This window comes from Lactococcus lactis (genome assembly GCF_029023865.1).
Taxonomy (GTDB): domain Bacteria; phylum Bacillota; class Bacilli; order Lactobacillales; family Streptococcaceae; genus Lactococcus; species Lactococcus lactis.
This window is the reverse complement of record NZ_CP118969.1, coordinates 525,757-543,572: the sequence shown is the minus strand read 5'-3', so window position 1 is coordinate 543,572 and position 17,816 is coordinate 525,757. Positions and strand designations below refer to the sequence as shown.

The 17,816-nt window shown below is 34.7% G+C and carries 17 protein-coding genes and 1 pseudogene; 2 read left to right on the top strand and 16 right to left on the bottom strand.

The window, feature by feature from the left end; genetic code table 11:
• Nucleotides 1-11: 11 nt before the first annotated feature.
• From PYW37_RS02885 to PYW37_RS02865, 5 genes are all read right to left on the bottom strand, one after another.
• Nucleotides 12-1,361, bottom strand: coding sequence for an amino acid permease (locus PYW37_RS02885; RefSeq protein WP_023189072.1), 1,350 nt, complete (start codon nucleotides 1,359-1,361; stop codon nucleotides 12-14).
• Between the two features lie 482 nt (nucleotides 1,362-1,843).
• Entirely contained in the window at nucleotides 1,844-2,761 is a 918-nt protein-coding gene (locus PYW37_RS02880; protein ID WP_003130304.1) for a Gfo/Idh/MocA family protein, read from the bottom strand.
• A 31-nt stretch (nucleotides 2,762-2,792) separates the two neighbouring features.
• A complete protein-coding gene (locus PYW37_RS02875) occupies nucleotides 2,793-3,428 on the bottom strand; it encodes a thiamine diphosphokinase (protein WP_025017164.1) in 636 nt (211 codons plus the stop codon).
• Nucleotides 3,425-3,772 carry a nucleoside triphosphate pyrophosphohydrolase family protein gene (locus tag PYW37_RS02870; RefSeq protein WP_003130302.1) on the bottom strand — a complete coding sequence of 116 codons (348 nt, stop codon included), beginning with the start codon at nucleotides 3,770-3,772 and terminating at the stop codon, nucleotides 3,425-3,427. Before PYW37_RS02870 ends, PYW37_RS02875 begins: the two co-directional genes overlap by 4 nt.
• Before the next feature lie 24 nt (nucleotides 3,773-3,796).
• On the bottom strand, nucleotides 3,797-4,252 hold the full coding sequence (locus tag PYW37_RS02865; protein ID WP_023189074.1) for a hypothetical protein: 456 nt from the start codon (nucleotides 4,250-4,252) through the stop codon (nucleotides 3,797-3,799).
• 188 nt (nucleotides 4,253-4,440) lie between these two features.
• On the opposite strand from PYW37_RS02865, the gene PYW37_RS02860 reads away from it, so the two are divergent.
• Entirely contained in the window at nucleotides 4,441-4,707 is a 267-nt protein-coding gene (locus tag PYW37_RS02860) for a hypothetical protein (RefSeq protein ID WP_023189075.1), read from the top strand.
• 310 nt (nucleotides 4,708-5,017) lie between these two features.
• Here PYW37_RS02860 and asnS read toward each other — a convergent pair whose 3' ends face one another.
• From asnS to PYW37_RS02830, 6 genes are all read right to left on the bottom strand, one after another.
• Nucleotides 5,018-6,361, bottom strand: a complete 1,344-nt coding sequence (gene asnS, locus PYW37_RS02855) for an asparagine--tRNA ligase (protein WP_023189076.1) — start codon at nucleotides 6,359-6,361, stop codon at nucleotides 5,018-5,020.
• A gap of 47 nt (nucleotides 6,362-6,408) precedes the next feature.
• On the bottom strand, nucleotides 6,409-6,720 hold the full coding sequence (locus tag PYW37_RS02850) for a GIY-YIG nuclease family protein (protein ID WP_003130296.1): 312 nt from the start codon (nucleotides 6,718-6,720) through the stop codon (nucleotides 6,409-6,411).
• Nucleotides 6,717-7,898, bottom strand: a complete 1,182-nt coding sequence (locus PYW37_RS02845; RefSeq protein ID WP_003130293.1) for a pyridoxal phosphate-dependent aminotransferase — start codon at nucleotides 7,896-7,898, stop codon at nucleotides 6,717-6,719. Before PYW37_RS02845 ends, PYW37_RS02850 begins: the two co-directional genes overlap by 4 nt.
• Nucleotides 7,895-8,338 (bottom strand): cell wall elongation regulator TseB-like domain-containing protein, encoded by a 444-nt coding sequence (locus tag PYW37_RS02840; protein ID WP_003130291.1) that lies wholly within the window; start codon nucleotides 8,336-8,338, stop codon nucleotides 7,895-7,897. Before PYW37_RS02840 ends, PYW37_RS02845 begins: the two co-directional genes overlap by 4 nt.
• Nucleotides 8,339-8,472: 134 nt before the next feature.
• Nucleotides 8,473-10,848: an ATP-dependent DNA helicase DinG gene (locus PYW37_RS02835; RefSeq protein ID WP_023189077.1), complete on the bottom strand. Its 2,376-nt coding sequence runs from the start codon at nucleotides 10,846-10,848 to the stop codon at nucleotides 8,473-8,475.
• Nucleotides 10,849-10,857: 9 nt separating this feature from the next.
• Nucleotides 10,858-10,995, bottom strand: coding sequence for a hypothetical protein (locus PYW37_RS02830; protein WP_023189078.1), 138 nt, complete (start codon nucleotides 10,993-10,995; stop codon nucleotides 10,858-10,860).
• Between the two features lie 81 nt (nucleotides 10,996-11,076).
• Here PYW37_RS02830 and PYW37_RS02825 point away from each other — a divergent pair, with 81 nt between their 5' ends.
• Nucleotides 11,077-11,514: a universal stress protein gene (locus PYW37_RS02825; RefSeq protein ID WP_010906159.1), complete on the top strand. Its 438-nt coding sequence runs from the start codon at nucleotides 11,077-11,079 to the stop codon at nucleotides 11,512-11,514.
• A gap of 53 nt (nucleotides 11,515-11,567) precedes the next feature.
• On the opposite strand, the gene PYW37_RS02820 is transcribed toward PYW37_RS02825, so the two are convergent.
• From PYW37_RS02820 to oppC, 5 genes and pseudogenes are all read right to left on the bottom strand, one after another.
• Entirely contained in the window at nucleotides 11,568-12,860 is a 1,293-nt protein-coding gene (locus PYW37_RS02820; RefSeq protein WP_023189079.1) for a hemolysin family protein, read from the bottom strand.
• Between the two features lie 138 nt (nucleotides 12,861-12,998).
• A pseudogene (locus PYW37_RS02815) lies at nucleotides 12,999-13,936 on the bottom strand (choloylglycine hydrolase family protein).
• Between the two features lie 134 nt (nucleotides 13,937-14,070).
• The gene (locus PYW37_RS02810) at nucleotides 14,071-14,817 is read right to left on the bottom strand and encodes a tyrosine-protein phosphatase (protein WP_012898406.1); all 747 of its coding nucleotides are present in this window, start codon (nucleotides 14,815-14,817) and stop codon (nucleotides 14,071-14,073) included.
• 202 nt (nucleotides 14,818-15,019) lie between these two features.
• Nucleotides 15,020-16,822, bottom strand: a complete 1,803-nt coding sequence (locus tag PYW37_RS02805; protein ID WP_096824294.1) for an oligopeptide ABC transporter substrate-binding protein — start codon at nucleotides 16,820-16,822, stop codon at nucleotides 15,020-15,022.
• Between the two features lie 109 nt (nucleotides 16,823-16,931).
• On the bottom strand, nucleotides 16,932-17,816 hold the full coding sequence (gene oppC, locus PYW37_RS02800; RefSeq protein WP_003140250.1) for a murein tripeptide/oligopeptide ABC transporter permease OppC: 885 nt from the start codon (nucleotides 17,814-17,816) through the stop codon (nucleotides 16,932-16,934).

Below are 17,816 nucleotides of genomic sequence, written 5' to 3'. Positions count from 1 at the left end.
GTTTTTTATTATTATGCTTTTTTCTTTCGGTAAGTAAAGTAAGAAAGGAGGCAAATCACTAGAGCAAAGACTGACAAAGTCCATGGATTAGTGACAATTTGCATGATGAAGATAATCGTTAAAGCAATAAGCACAACAAGTGTTGCCAACTTAACAAACCAATTCGTTACTTCTTTATGTTTAAAATATAAAACAAGAGCAGCGACTAAAAGGAGAATCCAAACAATTGAAATCGTAAATGAAATCGAACCAGCCACAAATTGCCAGAATCCATCACCCAAAATTGCTGACAAAAGTACACCAATAAACAAAACAAATGATGAAACTAAAATCGCATTCGTTGGGACTTGATTTTTAGATAATTTGCCCAATCTTTGACCCACATAAGAATTTGAACCTTGAATGCGTGAATAGAGTGAGCGTGAAGTGGCATAAATTGCTGAGTTAACCGCTGAGAAAATTGCAATAACAATAATTACGAGAACGATTTTATCAGTGTGTGGAATTCCTACTCGAGCAAAAATTGTAGCAAATGGACTTGCTGCATCTGGATTTGAAACTTCGCTCCATGGTAATAAATGCAAGAATAAAAAGATTGGAATAACATAAAAACTAATAATCCGAATTAAAACACCTCGAATAGCTCTCGGAATCGCTACTTTTGGATTTTCCGTTTCAGCAACTGTAATTGCTGCCAATTCAGAACCACCAAATGAGAAAATAACAACTAATAATGAAGTTAAAAATCCTGAAAAGCCATTAGGAGCAAAGCTTGGTGCTGTACTTTTAGTCGATACTTTTTGAGCGGTATCAGCAACAAAACCAAGATGAGCATCATTAATAACTAATAAATAAATTCCGAGTGCAATTAAAATTAAAATAACAGCGACTTTAATAAATGCAAGCCAATATTCCGTTTCGGCAAAAGCTCTAACTGACCAGAGATTAATTGCTGTTCCAAGAACTGCTACAATCAGGGCGAAAACCCATAATGGCACTCCAGGAATTAGCATGGCAAGGAAAGTTGATACCCCTGCTTCTTCTGCAATTAGGACGGCCATCCAAGTTGCCCAGTAAACCCAGTCCGCAAAATGCGCCCAGTGGTCCCCAATAAAAGGAGCAACAACTCCGGCCATTCCAGCCTTATGTTCATCTTGATGGATGACCATTTTCCCAACACCATACATGACAACATAAAGTGTCAGTCCAGCTAAGATGTATGAGAGTAATACACTTGGCCCAGCCTGTGCAATGACTTTTCCAGAACCTAAAAATAGTCCTGAACCAATCGCTCCCCCAAGTGAGAGCATAACAATGTGGCGAGTCTTTAAAGAAGACTTCAAGCCTGTAGAATTTTCCATAAAATTCCTCTTTTCTAATGTGTGAAAGCAAAGCTTTCTTTTATAAGTTCCCTTCCATTCATCTAGCAAAACCCTGCTTGGAGTCGGTCTTTACGATTAATTTTACTTTAGAGTCGAAAGAAAGGGTAAAAAAATTAAAAAAGAAAGACCAGATAGTTTTTACTATCCGGTCTTCTTTGAATCCCGGCGCAGAAACTTGAGTATACTCAAAAGTTGTATCTACGCCAATTGCATAAACACAAACTATCTGCACCAAAAATAAAAGACTTTAGATTGTTGTGTTGTCATGCGGACTCCTTTTCTTAATTTTTTTATAATTATACTTTTTTATTGACAATAATGCAAGGCTCAGCCTAAAAAAATACTGACAGAAATTTTTTAACTCTGTCAGTATTTTTAAGATAGTCTAATATTTCTGTCATAGGATAGCTGTGACTGCTTTAGCAGTTTACAGATATGCTAATATTTCTGTCAGTAACTTTTCATTTTAACATTTGGTCAATGATTTCGTGGGATTTTAGAATATTTTCTTGTTTAAGTTCTGTCAGTAATTCTTGACGATTTTGACCATCAAATTTTTCAACCGCTAGAACCATGGCAGAAATAATTTCATCAAAACCACGATTGTATGTCGCACTTTGCCAACCACTTATTCCAAATTTTTGACGGTCAATTCCTGTAAATTTTTCAAGTTCGCACAGTTCTGACAAGCGAAGGCTTTCTCTAGGACTTTCTACTGTAAATTCTTCAGTAAAGGCACCAGCTTCTAAGTTCATTGTGGCAATTCCACTCGTTGTCGCTGTTTCTAGCATAACAATTGCTCTTGTTAATTGCCCGTCTTGATTCTTCTTTAATGAATAATTGACTTCTAAAATCTCATCATCTAGCAAATAAATCAAGGTGTCCAGAGGGTGAATAAAAATATCGTACATTAAAAATGTAATTTTTTCACTGGCAGAATTTGCTAAATTTTTACTTACTTTCACCATATTTTTATCTGGGAGAGCTTTTAATTTAGCTGTTTGTGGTGCAAATCTGCGATTAAAAGCGACGACAAATAAAGTATTATTTTGGTCAGCAATTTTTTGCAATTCTTTTACTTCGGCTAATTTTTCTGAAACAGGTTTATCCATTAAAACAGGAACTCCCGCTGACAAATATCTTTTAGCTAACTCAAAATGTTGGGAAGTTGCCGCATGAATAATAACCAAATCCACAGTTTCTAGTGCTGACAAGTCCTCTGTCGCATATTCAAATTTATAATGTTTGCGAACTTCTTCAGCTTTTTCCCACTGACGAGAATACAAAATAAAACGATGGTCCGCCTGCATTTTCGCATAAACTGGTAAATAAGCCTTATTTGCAATATTTGATGTTGCCCCAATGACTCCAATAATCATACTTTTTCCGTTCTCCTTAACCTCTTATTGTTTATTTTTTATGCGAATCACCTGAATAAATTACAATGACCATTCCCTGATTGAATGAAACTTTCATTTGGTCACTGATAAATTCATTACTAGCATAGATTTGACTAAAATTATCCTCTGCTTTCAAAGGATATTTTGCTTCTTCAATGGCTAAACTATCCTTTGTTTCTACTTGAACAAATCCAACATATTGGTAAGTTAGCTTTCTCTTTAGTAAATGCTGACCAGGCAACAAATAGGTCACCAAATTTTGTCGGTCAACTAAAGTCATTTTTGGAGCGAGGGCTTGATATTTTGGTCGTGTTGCTAAATAAGCATTGGTCAGTAAATGGTCCAAACGTCCACCTAAAGCACCAGCAATTACAATTTCCGCATCAGCAAAATACTCTAAAACAAGATCTAAAGCCGCTTCTAAGTCTGTCAAATCTTTTTCAGCAGGCAATTTAATCAATCTGTCAGTACTGACAGAAATTTTTTCAAGTTCAATTTTACTGACAGAATCAAAATCACCAATTGCTAGAGCCAATTGATAACCTTTTTCCACTAAAAATAGTGACCCTCTATCCACACCAATATATTTATCAAAACTTTCATTAGGTATAAAATCTGTCAAACCAGCCACAATCAATATTTTCATCTCTCATCCCCTGAGCCTGAAATCTTGCCACGACTCAATCGACTCTCTAATTTCTCAATATTTTCACTCGCAATTTGTTCAAGAGAAATTCCTAGATAACGTGCACTCGTTGCTACATACCAAAGAATATCACCAAGCTCCTGACCGATGGCCTTTTTATCATTGGCTGACAGCTTTCCCTTTTGGTCACGGATAACTTTTTTTACCTTGTCAGCCACTTCACCTGCTTCACCAGATAATCCCAAAACTTTATCCACAAATGCAAAATCTACTTTATTTTGACTCTCTATTTTTTCATTCAAATCAAATTTGATAATTGCTTTTTGGTAAGCATCTAAATCCATTTTCTCCCCTTTAAGATTACAAAATTACTTTTTAAATTTTTTTCTCATTTTCACTTCCATAAAAATATCAGCTAAAATTGCCAAAACCATTTCCTGATAGTCTGCTTCGTCAATCAGAGCATGACGTAAACAACCTTGTTCATAATAAAGGTCACAAAGTTGTCTAAAAAGTCTGTGGTATTGTGCCACTTCATCTGGCAATCCTCGCATATTTTCATAAGCCATGTTGACAAATAATAAAAGCATCACCTCTTCATCAAGATTTTCTGGTTTGATTAAATATGAACGATAAGCACTAATGACAAACTCTGCAATAAAATCGGCCACAAACTGCGAACCAAGATAATCATATTTATAAATCTCATAAGTCATCAAAGCTCTTTCAGCCATTCGCTCAGCTAACTGCCTTGTTGCCAAATCTATCATCGCTTCATATTCATCATCCGACCACTTCATCCGAGGTTCTTCTTTATTTTTCATAAGTTAATTATATCACAGTCTTGCAAAGGCTATCATTCTCCAAATTTACAAAAAAGTGTAATTTTTATATTTTTTTAGTCTTATAAATAAGTTTTTTGTAAAAAATTTTACTCACATGACTTTTTTATCACAAAAAACACATTTAAGGCTTGCTTAACCCAAACTAAAAATGTTATACTCCTAGTATCATGAAAAAAATATTAATTACAACGACACTAGCCCTCGCACTGCTCTCATTAGGGGCCTGCTCTAAAAAATCTGATGCTTCACACAAAAGTAGTTCATCTTCTACTTCATCTTTCTCTTTCCCATCATCAACGTCTTCTTCTTCCAAAGTATCTTCGTCTTCAAAAGTTGAAACTCCTACAGGAAATGTCGATAGTTCATTTCAAAAAGCTGTTGATGCTACACAACCAACAGTAGCAACGATGAAGGAAACTTACAAAGATACCTAGTCAGATATTACAGCAACTGCCGAAGCCCCTCAAACGATTGTTTATACCTATACCTATCGAAACCAAATAGCACCTACAGCCACAAAAGAAGCTGTAGCTAAACAATTAGCCACAGCTACAGCCTCAGAATTCAACCAATTTTCTGCCGTTTTTCCTAATTTTAAGGAGCGTTACATTTATCTAAATTCAGACAAAAGTGAACTCTATAATATCTTAGTCACTAAAGATGATGTTGCTGCAGCCCAAGCTTCTTCCGCTTCCTCTTCAAAATAATAAAAAAACCTCTTAAAGTAGAGGTTTTTTATTTTTATTAAGGTTGGATACGGTTAATCATACGTGGGAATGGAATTGCTTCACGAATATGTTCTGTCCCAGCGACAAAAGTAACCATACGTTCAAGACCAAGTCCGAAACCAGCATGAGGAACTGAACCAAATTTACGAAGTTCTAAATACCAATCATAATCTTTAGGATCTAAACCGAAATCAGCAATTTTCTTAAGTAACAAATCATAATCAGTTTCACGTTCTGAACCACCAATGATTTCGCCATAGCCTTCTGGAGCCAAAAGGTCAGCACACAAAACGCGTTCTGGGTTACCAGGGACTGGTTTCATGTAGAAAGCTTTAAAACTTGCAGGATAGTTGACGATAAATGTTGGAACACCATAGTAATTTGAAATCCATGTTTCATGAGGCGAACCGAAGTCATCCCCATGTTCTACATGCTCATAATCTGTATCTTCATCATTTTCGTGTGCTTGCAACAAATCAATAGCCTCATCATAAGAAACACGTTTGAAAGGTGTATCAATATACTTTTGCAACATGCTTGTATCACGTTCAAGTGTTTCAAGAGCATAAGCAGCATTATCCAAAACACCTTGAATCAAAGCTTTCACATACGCTTCTTGAATATCCAATGATTCATCATGAGTAACAAATGGATATTCTGCATCCATCATCCAAAATTCTGTCAAATGACGACGAGTTTTTGATTTTTCAGCACGGAATACTGGTCCAAAGTCGAAAACACGTCCAAGAGCCATTGCTCCAGCTTCAAGATAAAGTTGTCCTGATTGTGACAAGAAAGCAGAATTACCAAAATAATCTGTTTCAAAGAGTTCTGTTGTGTTTTCAGCAGCATTTCCTGAAAGAATTGGACTATCAAACTTAATGAAGCCATTTTTCGCAAAGAAATCATAACTTGCATAGATGATTGCATTACGCACTTGCATCATTGCCATTTGACGTTTTGAACGCAACCATAAATGGCGGTTATCAAGGAGGAATTCAACGCCGTGTTCTTTTGGCGTAATTGGATAATCATGTGATTGACCAATCACTTCCAAATCAGTCACATCAAGTTCATAACCAAATTTTGAACGTGAATCTTCTTTAACGACACCTGTCACATAAACTGAAGTTTCTTGTGAGAGATGTTTAATTTCATCAAATTTAGCTGTTCCTTCTTCTTCACCAAATTTTTCAATCATATTTGGTTTGAAAACAACAGCTTGGAAAAATGCTGTTCCATCGCGAAGTTGAAGAAATTGAAGTTTCCCTTTACCTGATTTGTCAGCAACCCAAGCGCCGATTTTTACTGTTTCACCAACGTGGTCCTTGACGTCGATGATTGAAATTAAGTCTTTCATAAATAAGTCCTTCTATATTTTAATTTTATAATTTTTAAATAATACTTTTATAACTTTTCAAGCCAGATTTCTTTTAAAGTTTTTAAATCTTCTTTGAATTCTTTAGTGGTTTGGAGCTCATCTTTTTCTAATTCTTCAAGAACTTCCAATTCAAAATCAGCTGTTTTTGCTGCTTTTTCAATGGCATAAGGTAAGCCAATTCCCGTTTTTTTGGCAAATTCAAAACGATTTTTTACACCTGCTAAATCTGGTGCTATATCAATATAGCGTTCATTCGTTTCGAGATTCTTATAAGCAACAACTGCTCCAACTTTTTTTGAAAGTTTATAGGCCGATTTTGCTTCTTTCTTATCGATCATTCATTCATCCAATCTTTTAAACGTGCCACTGCAACTTCTAAATTTTCAAGACTTGTTGCATAGCTCAAGCGCACATTTTCTGGAGAACCAAAACCTGCTCCTGTAACCAAGGCGACACCTGCTTCTTCAAGAATAGCAGTTGTAAAATCAGTCACATCACTATAGCCTTTCATCGCCATTGCCTTAGTCACTTTCGGGAATAAATAGAAAGCACCATTTGGTTTTACAAGTTCAAATCCTGGAACCTCAGAAAGTTGACCATAAATGATATTTAAACGTTCTTCAAATGCTGCATGCATTATCTCAAAACTATTATCTCTTTCTTCAAAAGCTTCTATTGCTGCGTATTGAGCGACAGCAGTTGGATTAGAAGTCGTTTGGCTCGCAATCTTAGTCATCGCAGAAATAATTTCTGGATCACCTACAGCTAGTCCAATCCGCCAACCAGTCATTGCAAATGTTTTAGAAACACCATTAATCACTGTCGTTCTTTTCCGAATTTCATCAGATAGACTTGAAATTGCTGTAAATTCCGCTCCATTATAAACTAAACGATGATAAATATCATCTGCCAAAATTAATAAATCATGAGCAAGAGCCCACTCTCCAATGGCTGTTAATTCTTCTTTAGAATAAATCATCCCTGTTGGATTAGAAGGTGAATTGAGTAATAAAATTTTACTTTTACTTGTTCTTGCTTCTTCTAATTGCTCAACCGTAACTTTAAAATTATTCTCTTGCTTGGCTTCTACAATTACCGGATTTCCTCCAGCCATTTTCACTTGGTCAACATAAGAAACCCAGTAAGGAGCAGGAATGATTACCTCATCGTCAGGGTCAACAGTTGCCATAAAGTAAGCATAAAGGGCAAACTTTGCTCCAGCTGTAATCAATATTTCATTTGGTTGAATTTCATAATTATAAAAACGCGTCCAATAATGTTGAACTGCATTTTTTAATTCTGGAAGTCCACCAGCTTGTGTATAAAAGCTCGCCTTGCCATTATCGATTGCTTCAATAGCTGCTTGACCAATTATTTTTGGTGTTGGAAAGTCTGGCTGACCAAGTGTCAGGTCAATAATATCTCGCCCTTGTGCTTTTAATGCTTTTGCGCGATTTGCCGCAGCAAGAGTGACGGACTCATCCATTTTTAATACAAAATCAGAATTTTTTTTCATATCAACTCTTTTCCTGACTCAAAGTCATAAACTTTAAAACCATTGCTATTATTTACTTCCCAAGCCGGTTTCCCTTTGTAAAGCGCTAAGACAACTGATTTCGTATCTTTTGTCGTTAAGCTTGCTGGTGAAACCCCTTGCGATAATTTAACTTCTTTAATTTTACCAGATTTTTTTGGAATTAGAATTCCAATTTCTTGATTCGCTTTATTAAGGCCAACAATTGAATAAGTCACGGTGTCAGTTGCAGCAATATCAAATCCTGTCGCTTTAACTAAATCTGTTTTTTCTGTGGCAATGTCAATCGCTTGCGCTCGAACGGAATGATAAGGATTTAGACTCTTCCAAAAGAAAAGACTGATAGACAAATAAATGGCTAAAATTATCACTAAAATTCCAATTATAATTTGCGAATGTCGAGTCATTTTTCGCTTTTTCATATTTTTCTTCTTTCAAAATTTGAGAAAATCTTTTTTCAAAGATTATTTGAAGGCTTATTAGTAAAATTTCTCATGATTAGGAAAAAATAATTTGTCCAATTTCCCATTTTAAGTTTTTGCTTAAACATGTTTTATTATATCAAAAAATTCTTGATTTCGCTGATTGTGTCTAGTAAATTCAGCATTTTTACAGGTAAAGTTTCTGAAAGATTTTTTCGCATTCTTTTGGCGTAAGATTTTCCTGCAAGTCTTTTATCTAATACGACAATACTTGAGTACTGATTTTTACGACGGTTTACCCGACCAATGGCCTGACGTAATTTTAAAGTTGCCATTGGAACATTAAAATCATAGAAAGGATTTTCAAACTTTTGCGCATATTTTTTAGTTAAAATATCATCAGGCGTTGCAAAAGGAAGTCTTGGAATAACAAGAATCACTTGATTTTGCTTATCAAAATCGACTCCCTCCCAAAAAGAACCCAAACCTAATAAAATTTTTCCTTCACCTTTATCAAACTTTTTCTTGATTTGGGCTGGACTCCCATTAATATCTTGTGCTAAAATCTCAAACCCTTCAGCAGATAATTTCTCAGCAACAAAAGTCAAAGCCATTTTTGAAGTAAATAAGACCACCATTGGCAAATTCAATTTTGAAAGTTCTCCAATTGAATTTGCTGTGTAATCTGCATAATCAATTAAACTTAGATTTTTGATATTAGGCGCATCTGTCACCGTCAGCAATTGCTGATTAGTGGCTTGATTTCCTTCAATTTTGAAAAAGCGATAGTCTGTAAAACCAAGCAAGTCAGGAAATGACGGTTTGTCTTTAGATAATGACAATGTCGCTCCCAACATAAAAAGTTTGGTATTTTTAGGAATCAATCGTTCAAAATTATAAAAATCTTGGTCACTCGCATAAAGCATCCCATTTTCACGCCAGACAATTTGATTATCAGCTTCTAAAAGTGCTGACAGATTTCTCAAGCCAAGTTCATCAGCATCTATCTTTATTTTATTTAAATCAAGCTCTTTTTTATTAAGCTGAAAAACAAGACTTTCTTGAAGCCTTTTGGTCAGCTGGGGATTTTCACTTGTTTCAGCATCAATTTTTATCAGTTCGTCAGTAATTTTTAAAGATTTTTGACCCGCATTTTCCATGATAGGAAATAATTGTTGAGCCTCATCAACAACAAGAACACGATTTTCCAAAAAAGTTTCAGGATAGTCAGCTAAACGTTCAATCAAATAGGCATGATTCACCACTTTAATTTCAGCCTGTTCAGCTTCTTTTTGGGCTTTCAACCAAAAATCTTGTTCATAATGAAGCTGTTTTGTATTGACATAGCCATCATGGCGAATGACTTCAAAATAGTCATCATTAGTCATGACTTTTGAAACTTCATCCAATTCGCCTGTCCTTGTTTCTGTCAGCCAAATTAAAATTTTCATTTTAAAAATTTCAAAATTTTTGCCGTCAGTATTATTTAATAAAAGCTCAGAAAATTTTCTCAGAGAAATGTAATTTTTAGTCCCAACAATCTTGGCCATTTTTAAACCAAATGTTTTCCCAAGTTTTGGTGCCACATCATTTACTAATTGCTTTTGGAGAACTTTGGTTGCTGTTGAAACGACCAAACCTTTTCCTGAGGCCAAAATTGGCAGTAAATAACCATAAGTTTTTCCAAGTCCTGTCGGTGCCTCAATAAAACTTGCTTGTAAATGTGTAAGCTCTGTTTCCATTAAATGAGCTAATTTTTCTTGTTTTGAGCGAGAAGCTAAGCCCAATCTACTGATATTTTCTGAAAAATTTGCTGACAAGTCTGTCAGTGGACTTTTTTTACTGACAGAAGCCCTAAACTTACGCGTCGCAATATTATGAACCACTTTAAAGCCAGCTGGTCGAATTTTTGTTTTATCCAACTGCTCTTGTAAAAAAGTTTTACTTTCAAAAAGTAAATTGTCCGAATGTCTAAGCAACTCTTCCAAAACGCTTCTTGGTAACTTTTGGATTTTTGCTTCTATTTTCAGCAATAATTCAGCTGTAGCATACGCATCCGAAACTGCGGCATGCGGATGGTCATGCGCTAAATCTAACTTTTCGCTCAATGATTCTAAACCATATTTTTCAAAAGTTGGATAAAAAACACGCGCCAAATCGACTGTATCGACACGCAGCATTTCATTAAATTCCAAGCCAGCATTAAGAAAACTTTTTTCCAAAAGTCCATAATCAAACCTAGCATTATGAGCAACAAAAACACTGTCTGTCAGTAATTCTCGCACTTTTCCAGCAACTTCTGAAAACTCAGGAGCCGTCTTTAACTGTTTATCTGACAAACCTGTCAGTTCACTAATCCTTGGAAGCAAAGGTTCATGTGGATTGACTTCAGTGGAAAAAGTTTCAACAATTTCTCCATCTTCAACAAGAACAATCCCAATCTGTATAATTTTATTTTCACTACTATGAGCATCGGTCGCTTCCAGATCCACCACAGCATATCGAGTCATATTTTTCACCTATTTCTTACAGTTTTCTTTAAGTTCATAAGTCATCAAAATTTGCTGACAGAATTTCAATAGAGAACTTCTATTTCTGTCAGTAATTTTTTCCACTATTTTAAAGAAATTCACTTCATCAATTATACCATAAACCATTTTTTAACAGTTTTCTTTTTACAAATTGACAAAATAAGAGTAAAATTAAAATATAGATAAAAACTTATGAAGGAGTCGCCTATGTTAGATAACTATAAGAAAATCCTTGTTGGTATTGATGGTTCGGTAGAAGCTACTAAAGCTTTTGACAAAGCAGTTGCAACAGCACTTCGTAACGATGCTGAACTCGTTATCGCTAACGTCATTGACCTTCGTGCCTTCCAATCTATCTCAGCCTATGATTCAGTTGTTGCTGATGATACACACAAAGGTGCTGAAAACCTCATTAATGACTTTGCTGACGAAGCAAAAAAAGCTGGCGTTAAAAAAGTCAAAACTCGTGTTGAATTCGGTTCTCCAAAAGTCATGCTTGGCCAAACTCTTCCAAAAGAAGAAGAAATTAGCCTCATTGTTCTTGGAGCTACTGGTCTTTCTTACATTGAACGTATCTTTATCGGTTCAGTGGCGGATTACATTATCAAAAATGCACCATGCGATGTCCTCGTCGTTCGTCAATAAAATAAAAAAGCGGAGCCTCTTAAAGCTCCGTTTTTTTATACCTCAAATACAATCTACACTCGTTTAACTTCTAAAATATGAGGAGTAATTTTATCCATTTCAATAATAGTAATTTTCAAATTATCAAATTCGAAAGTCTGACCCACCTCAAGTGGCTCATTTTGCTCTAGTGAATAATTTGTAATAAACCCACTAATCGTTTTACTTAAATTATTTTGAGCCAAATCAATATTAAACAGTTCTTCAAATTCAGATAAAAGCAATTTACCATCTACCTGATAAGTAGTCGGAGAAAGCTTTATTACCAATTCTTTCTCATGATCTTCTTCATCCTGAATATCACCAACTAACTCTTCAAGAATATCCTCAATTGTCACAAGTCCACTTGTCCCACCATACTCGTCCAATAGAATAGCAAAATGTTTATGCTCTTTTTGCATCTCTGAGAGTAATAACTTTACGGGAATAGTATCAATAAATATAATAGGTTCTTGCATGATTTTCTTTATTTCTTGACCAGGAGCAGTTAAATACTCTTTAATCAAATTTTGGAGCGTAACATAGCCTAGAATATCATCTTTAGTTTTAGCAATAATAGGGAAACGAGTGTGCCCTTTTTTAATCGCAAATTTTAACGCTTCTTCAATCGAAACATCAACGGGAATCGTCTCCATATCTAATCTCGACACCATGATATCCTTAGCTATCAAATCATCAAATTCAAAGACATTGTTGAGATATTCGTACTCTTTTTCGTTGATTTCCCCTTTAATAAAACTTTGATTAGCAATTAAAATTAACTCTTCTTCCGAATGGATTTCATCACCTTCAGTAGCCAAACTTAAATTAAACAATCTACCAATTGAACTTGCTGAAGCATTCAATAACCACACGAAAGGATAGGTAAGTTTATAAAAATAATGGAGCGGAGCAGCAACCGTTAAAACAACTCCTTCAGTTTTTGTAATACTTAAAGATTTTGGAATAAGTTCTCCGATTACCACATGAACAAAAGTAATTAATAAAAAGGCTAAAATAATAGACAAGCTGTCTAATAACGCAGAAGGTAGAGGAACATAAGACAAGAGGGGAGCTAAAATACTATGCATTGTACTTTCACCTACCCACCCAATTGCTAACGAAGTCAAAGTGATTCCAAGTTGACAGGCACTTAAATAAGAATCAAGGTGATTGACGATATTAAGTGCTAATTTTGCCCTTTTATTATTTTCTTTTTCTAATGTTTCTAAACGACTTTTACGTATTTTTACCAGCGAAAATTCAGCCGCAACAAAAAATGCCGTAAGAAAAATCATTAAAACTATTATAAATAAATTTAAAATCACTATTTTTTCCTTAATTTCTCTCTATTATTTCTCGAATTTCTTTTTAGGATTGCTATACTTAAAACTAATATTTAAAAATACTTCTTGAATTCAAAGAACTTAATGAATATCCCTCCTATTTACTCGATTAAATATTTATCAATTTAACTCTAAAATATCTTCCTCATTGACAATAGGAAAGTTTTTAAATTCCTTCTCATTTTTCAAGGATTCTGACAAACTTATTTTCCTGATTCTTTGATTACCATAAGTTGAAAAATAATAACTTAGAGTTTCTGAGCACATATATGCCGAATAACAAGTGAAATCACTTGCTCCATGCTCAGTTATAACAATTCCTTTTGGAATACTTACAGATTCTAATATATGGTGACAAAGCGTAATAGCGGCTAATTCATTACTTGGTTTCTCAGCGTAGTTTTTAAATAAGCCGTTCTAACAAATCTTGAAGGAGGCGTAAAATCTCCTGGAAATCCAAAAGTACCTGAACCTTGACTAAATGGTTTTAATGTCTTTCCTAATAGTTCGATACTTTCTTTTTGATTAGGTGTAAAAGAAAGATAATTTCTTAAATTAGTTTCGTGCCATTGGTAATCTGGACTATTTGTCATCACTCCAATTGAATCTTTTATAATTGAAAGTCCACCTTGCCTTGGTTCAATAATCAAACTTTGACCACTAGAATCAGAAAAAATAAAATGTAAAGGAGGCGTAAGACCTAAGGTTGGATTAGTATCATTAATAATAACAAATTTTTTATCAAATAAATCAATGATTTCTTCTAAATTACTCGCTTGAGTGAGGACCGTTGGAATAACCATATCAGGTGAAATTCCCTTTTGATTTTTTTTGATATTCTCACTATATTCAGCATAGCCTGGGAAATATAAAGTCGCACCCATTAACCCTTTTTCGTTGATTCCATCAAAGAGTACTGGATGACCCTCTTCCATCGCACCCATCCCTAAACAAGCATAGGATGTTTCAATTGTCTCTTCATTAGAGTGGGCAATTCCTATCTCCTTGTTTCTTGGAATAAAAAGAATTTGTTCCGCCATTTCTATTTGAAAATCCATTGTACGAGAAAGAAAATGTTTATTATCTTGACTCTCTAGTGTAAAACTACTACATCCAATCATCTTTTGTACCTCCAATGTATTCTATTAACTTAATTATACATCAATTAGCAAAAGAGTTCAAAATCACTTTTTTATGATTTATAATTTAAATAAAGACTTTGAAAATGCTCGATATAATCCTTCTCAAGCGAGAGCCCTTCACTTAAGTAGCCCTCAAAAGAACCAAAATTTTCATTCATTATTTCTCTGGCATGAAATAAATAGTTCTTATCCACAGTAAGAGCAATCTGTAATCCCTCGATTTGGTCTTCAGTGAGTTTTTCTTTCAATGAATTGATAATTTCTTGATTCACCTCTTTGCGAGCAATATTCGTTTTGAGATAATCCTTCATAATCTCCTCATCAGAAGCTCCTGCCAGTCTTAAAAGCAAGGCAGCCGCAAATCCAGTTCTATCTTTTCCAGCAAAACAATGAAAATAAACAGCTTGTTTTTGCTCTAAAAGATCCAGTAAAAAAGCTCGATATCCTTCTAAAGCAGACTTACTGATGACGATACTTTCATAAGTTTTCATCATCGCCTCACTAATATCTGTGGCATTAATAATCATATCCTGTAAAGAGCCATTATTTCCTGAAGTTTCAGAAGCTAAAATATCTATATTTTCATATTTAATTCCTTTGAGTTCAACATCTGGTTGAGTAGTGACCTCTTCTTGCCCTCTAAAATCATAAATTTTCCCAATTTGGAATTTATTCGTAAGAATTTTTTTATCCTCAGCTGTTAAATCGGTCAACTGACCTCCTCTAAAAAATATATTCTTTTTTAGTCCGGATTCTTTTGAGTTTTGTGCCTGAATATCTCTAAAATTTACTAGCATATTGCCCCCTCGATTAATTATTAGTTAGGCTTATTATAGCATTTTTAAATGAATTAATTTTTAAATTCGTAAGTTCAAATCTTAAAAATCATCAAACAAAAGAAGCTCAAATCATAAATTTGAGCTTCTTTGACTTTAGAATTACGAAAACTAAAGTGAGGGTATTTTTACAAAAAAACTTGTAAACAAAAGTTAAGTAAAACTATTTGGTGGCTAACTTATCAGAAGAAACACCAATTTCTGACCAAGTATTCATTGCACCATAATCAAGCGTCATTCCAACTACACGTTTGTTAACCGGCGTATAACTTAACGAGAAGTTTGTTGGAACAACATAAGCTTTTTTATTCATATCTTCTTGATATTTAACGAAAGCTGCTTTACGGTAAGTTGGATTTTCAGACTTGGCAGAATCAATATCATTTAAATCTTTAGTAATTTCTGAATCATTAAAGTGACCAAAGTTATAAGGTGCTGCTGCTGAGAACAAATCTTGTTGAGAAGGTTCTGATGACAATGACCAAGAACCGTCAGTGATATCCCAGTCATTTGCTCCTGGAGGAGTCGTCATATGGTCGACCCAAGAATTAAATTCCATCAATTTACCGTTATAAAGACTCACTTTTACCCCAATTTTCTTCCATTGTTGGATATAGTTTTGGGCAATGGTTTCAGCGTTTGCATCACCTACACGAGCCGCATAAACAAGCGATAATTCTTTTCCATCTTTTTCACGGTAGCCTGTAGATTTATTCAATTTCCATCCGTCTTCATCCAAAAGTTTATTAGCTTTATCAAGATCTTGTTTTTCATATCCTTTAACTGATGAACTCGTAAATTGTTTAAAGATAGGTGGAATCAAACTATTTGCAGGAGTTGAAAGTCCGTTTGAGAACTTATTATCCACTTCTGCGACATTTCGAGCATAACCAATGGCTTGACGAACATTTTGGTCTTGCAATGGCGTTTTACGATCTTGGACATTAATTGAATTTTTAGCATCATAGTGCCCTAAGTTATAGTACATTAAGGAAATATACATCGCTTGTTGTCCTAAAACCTTGTATCCCTTTAAGTTTTTCACTTGCTTATACTGGCTACTAACCATGCCGTTAATAATATCATATTTACTTGATGAAAGTGCTGCGACTGATTTTGCTGTTGATACAACTTCATAAGTAATTGAATTTAGTTTTGGTTTTTCACCCCAATAGTAAGGATTTGGGACATATTTAATAGATTCACCAGCAACAACATTTTCCGGTTTAAAAGGCCCTGTAACTAATGGTTTCGTTGTCGTTTTTGGACTAGAAGCCAAATCTTTAGGAGCGACATCTTTCAAATATTGATAAGGCGCTACCGTTTCAAGGAAGTAACCATTTCCTGATTGAGTCATCCCCGGTTTCATTTCTTTAAATTGAACCTTGATGACTTTTCCATTTTCACCATCAGGGAAAGTGATCCCTGAGATTGTTTTAGCTTTACCCGTATGATAATCACTCAAGCCAACAATATTTGCCAGAGAATCAGTCCAACGGTCGGAACCATAAGCAGGATTAGCAATCGTTTCATAGGTAAATTCATAATCTTTAGCCGTTACTTCTGAACCATCAGACCATTTCAAATCTTTACGAAGGGTAATCGTTGCCGTTTTAGACTCTTTATCTAGAGCAACATCGGCAGCTCCTCCCTTAATAAATTTGAATCCACTGTCTGTGAAGAACAAACCATCTTGACCTCCACCAGGACCAGACATTGTAGCAAAAGTTGCATCATTAGAAAGTCCCGATAACCATTGTGCTTTCATTGGAGAATCACTTTGATATGCGACTTTTAAATTTCCACCTTTGATTGCCTTGTCTGGATTTTGATAAGCAACGTCAAAGTTCCCCGCTTTTAATTTTTTTGTACTTGTACTTGAGCTTTGATTAGAACCACAAGCACTTAGGAGTGTAGCTGCTAAAACTACACTACTTGCCAATAAAGTTACTTTTAATTTGTTCATCTTAGTTTCTCCAATAATTTCTTTTTATTTCTTGCTTGCTTCAATATAATATTTAATTTATCATATCCATTTTTAATAGATAAACATTTTTATCACTCTTGAATGTTGTTTATCTTGTAGCTTGTCTTTGGTCAGCCACTCGTCTTAGTGCATTTCCGATAAAGATAATAGCAAGCACCACAATTAGGATGACCACTGTTGCTGGAACCCAAGTCCAAGGCTTATCAGTCATTGTTTCTGGATTAGTCGCTTCATTTATCATTGTTCCCAAAGATGGTGTCCCCGCTGGAAGTCCAAAACCTAAGAAAGAAAGCCCTGTTTCTAAACCAATATTTCCAGCAAAAACAAGCGTTGCTTCAGCAATGACTAAGGTGGACAAGTTGGGCCATATTTCCCGAAACATAATTTTAAAATCAGAGGTTCCCGAAGTTTTTGATGCTCGAACATAATCTCGATTGACTTCCGTCATTGTTCTTGCCCGAATCAGACGCGTTGTCCCTATCCAACTAAAGATACTGATAATCCCAATCAAAGACCAAGAATTAAACCGTGGGATGATAGTTACAAAAACAATAATGATCATCATTGATGGTAAAATCATGACAAAATCAGTGAAACGCATGAAGATTAAATCAAACCTTCCGCCAAAGTAGCCCGTAATTACCCCTAAGATATTTCCTACAACTAAAGTAATGAGTGTAACTGCAAAAGCGATATTGAAAGAGTTTCGTGCAGAAATCATTAACATCATGATAATATCTCGTCCACCATTATCAGTTCCCAGTAAATGTCCATTCGTCAGCGGTGCCAGATATTGGTCCATGATATTCACATCAACATAATTTGATTGTTTTAAAAACATCGAGTAAATATAAACGATTAGAAAGACAGCAACTAGAAAAATTGTTGAAATCATCGCTAATTTATCTTTTTTTAGTTCTTCTTTGATTGAGTGAACTAATGATAAAGAATTTTTGTGTTTTTTTTCTGTCAT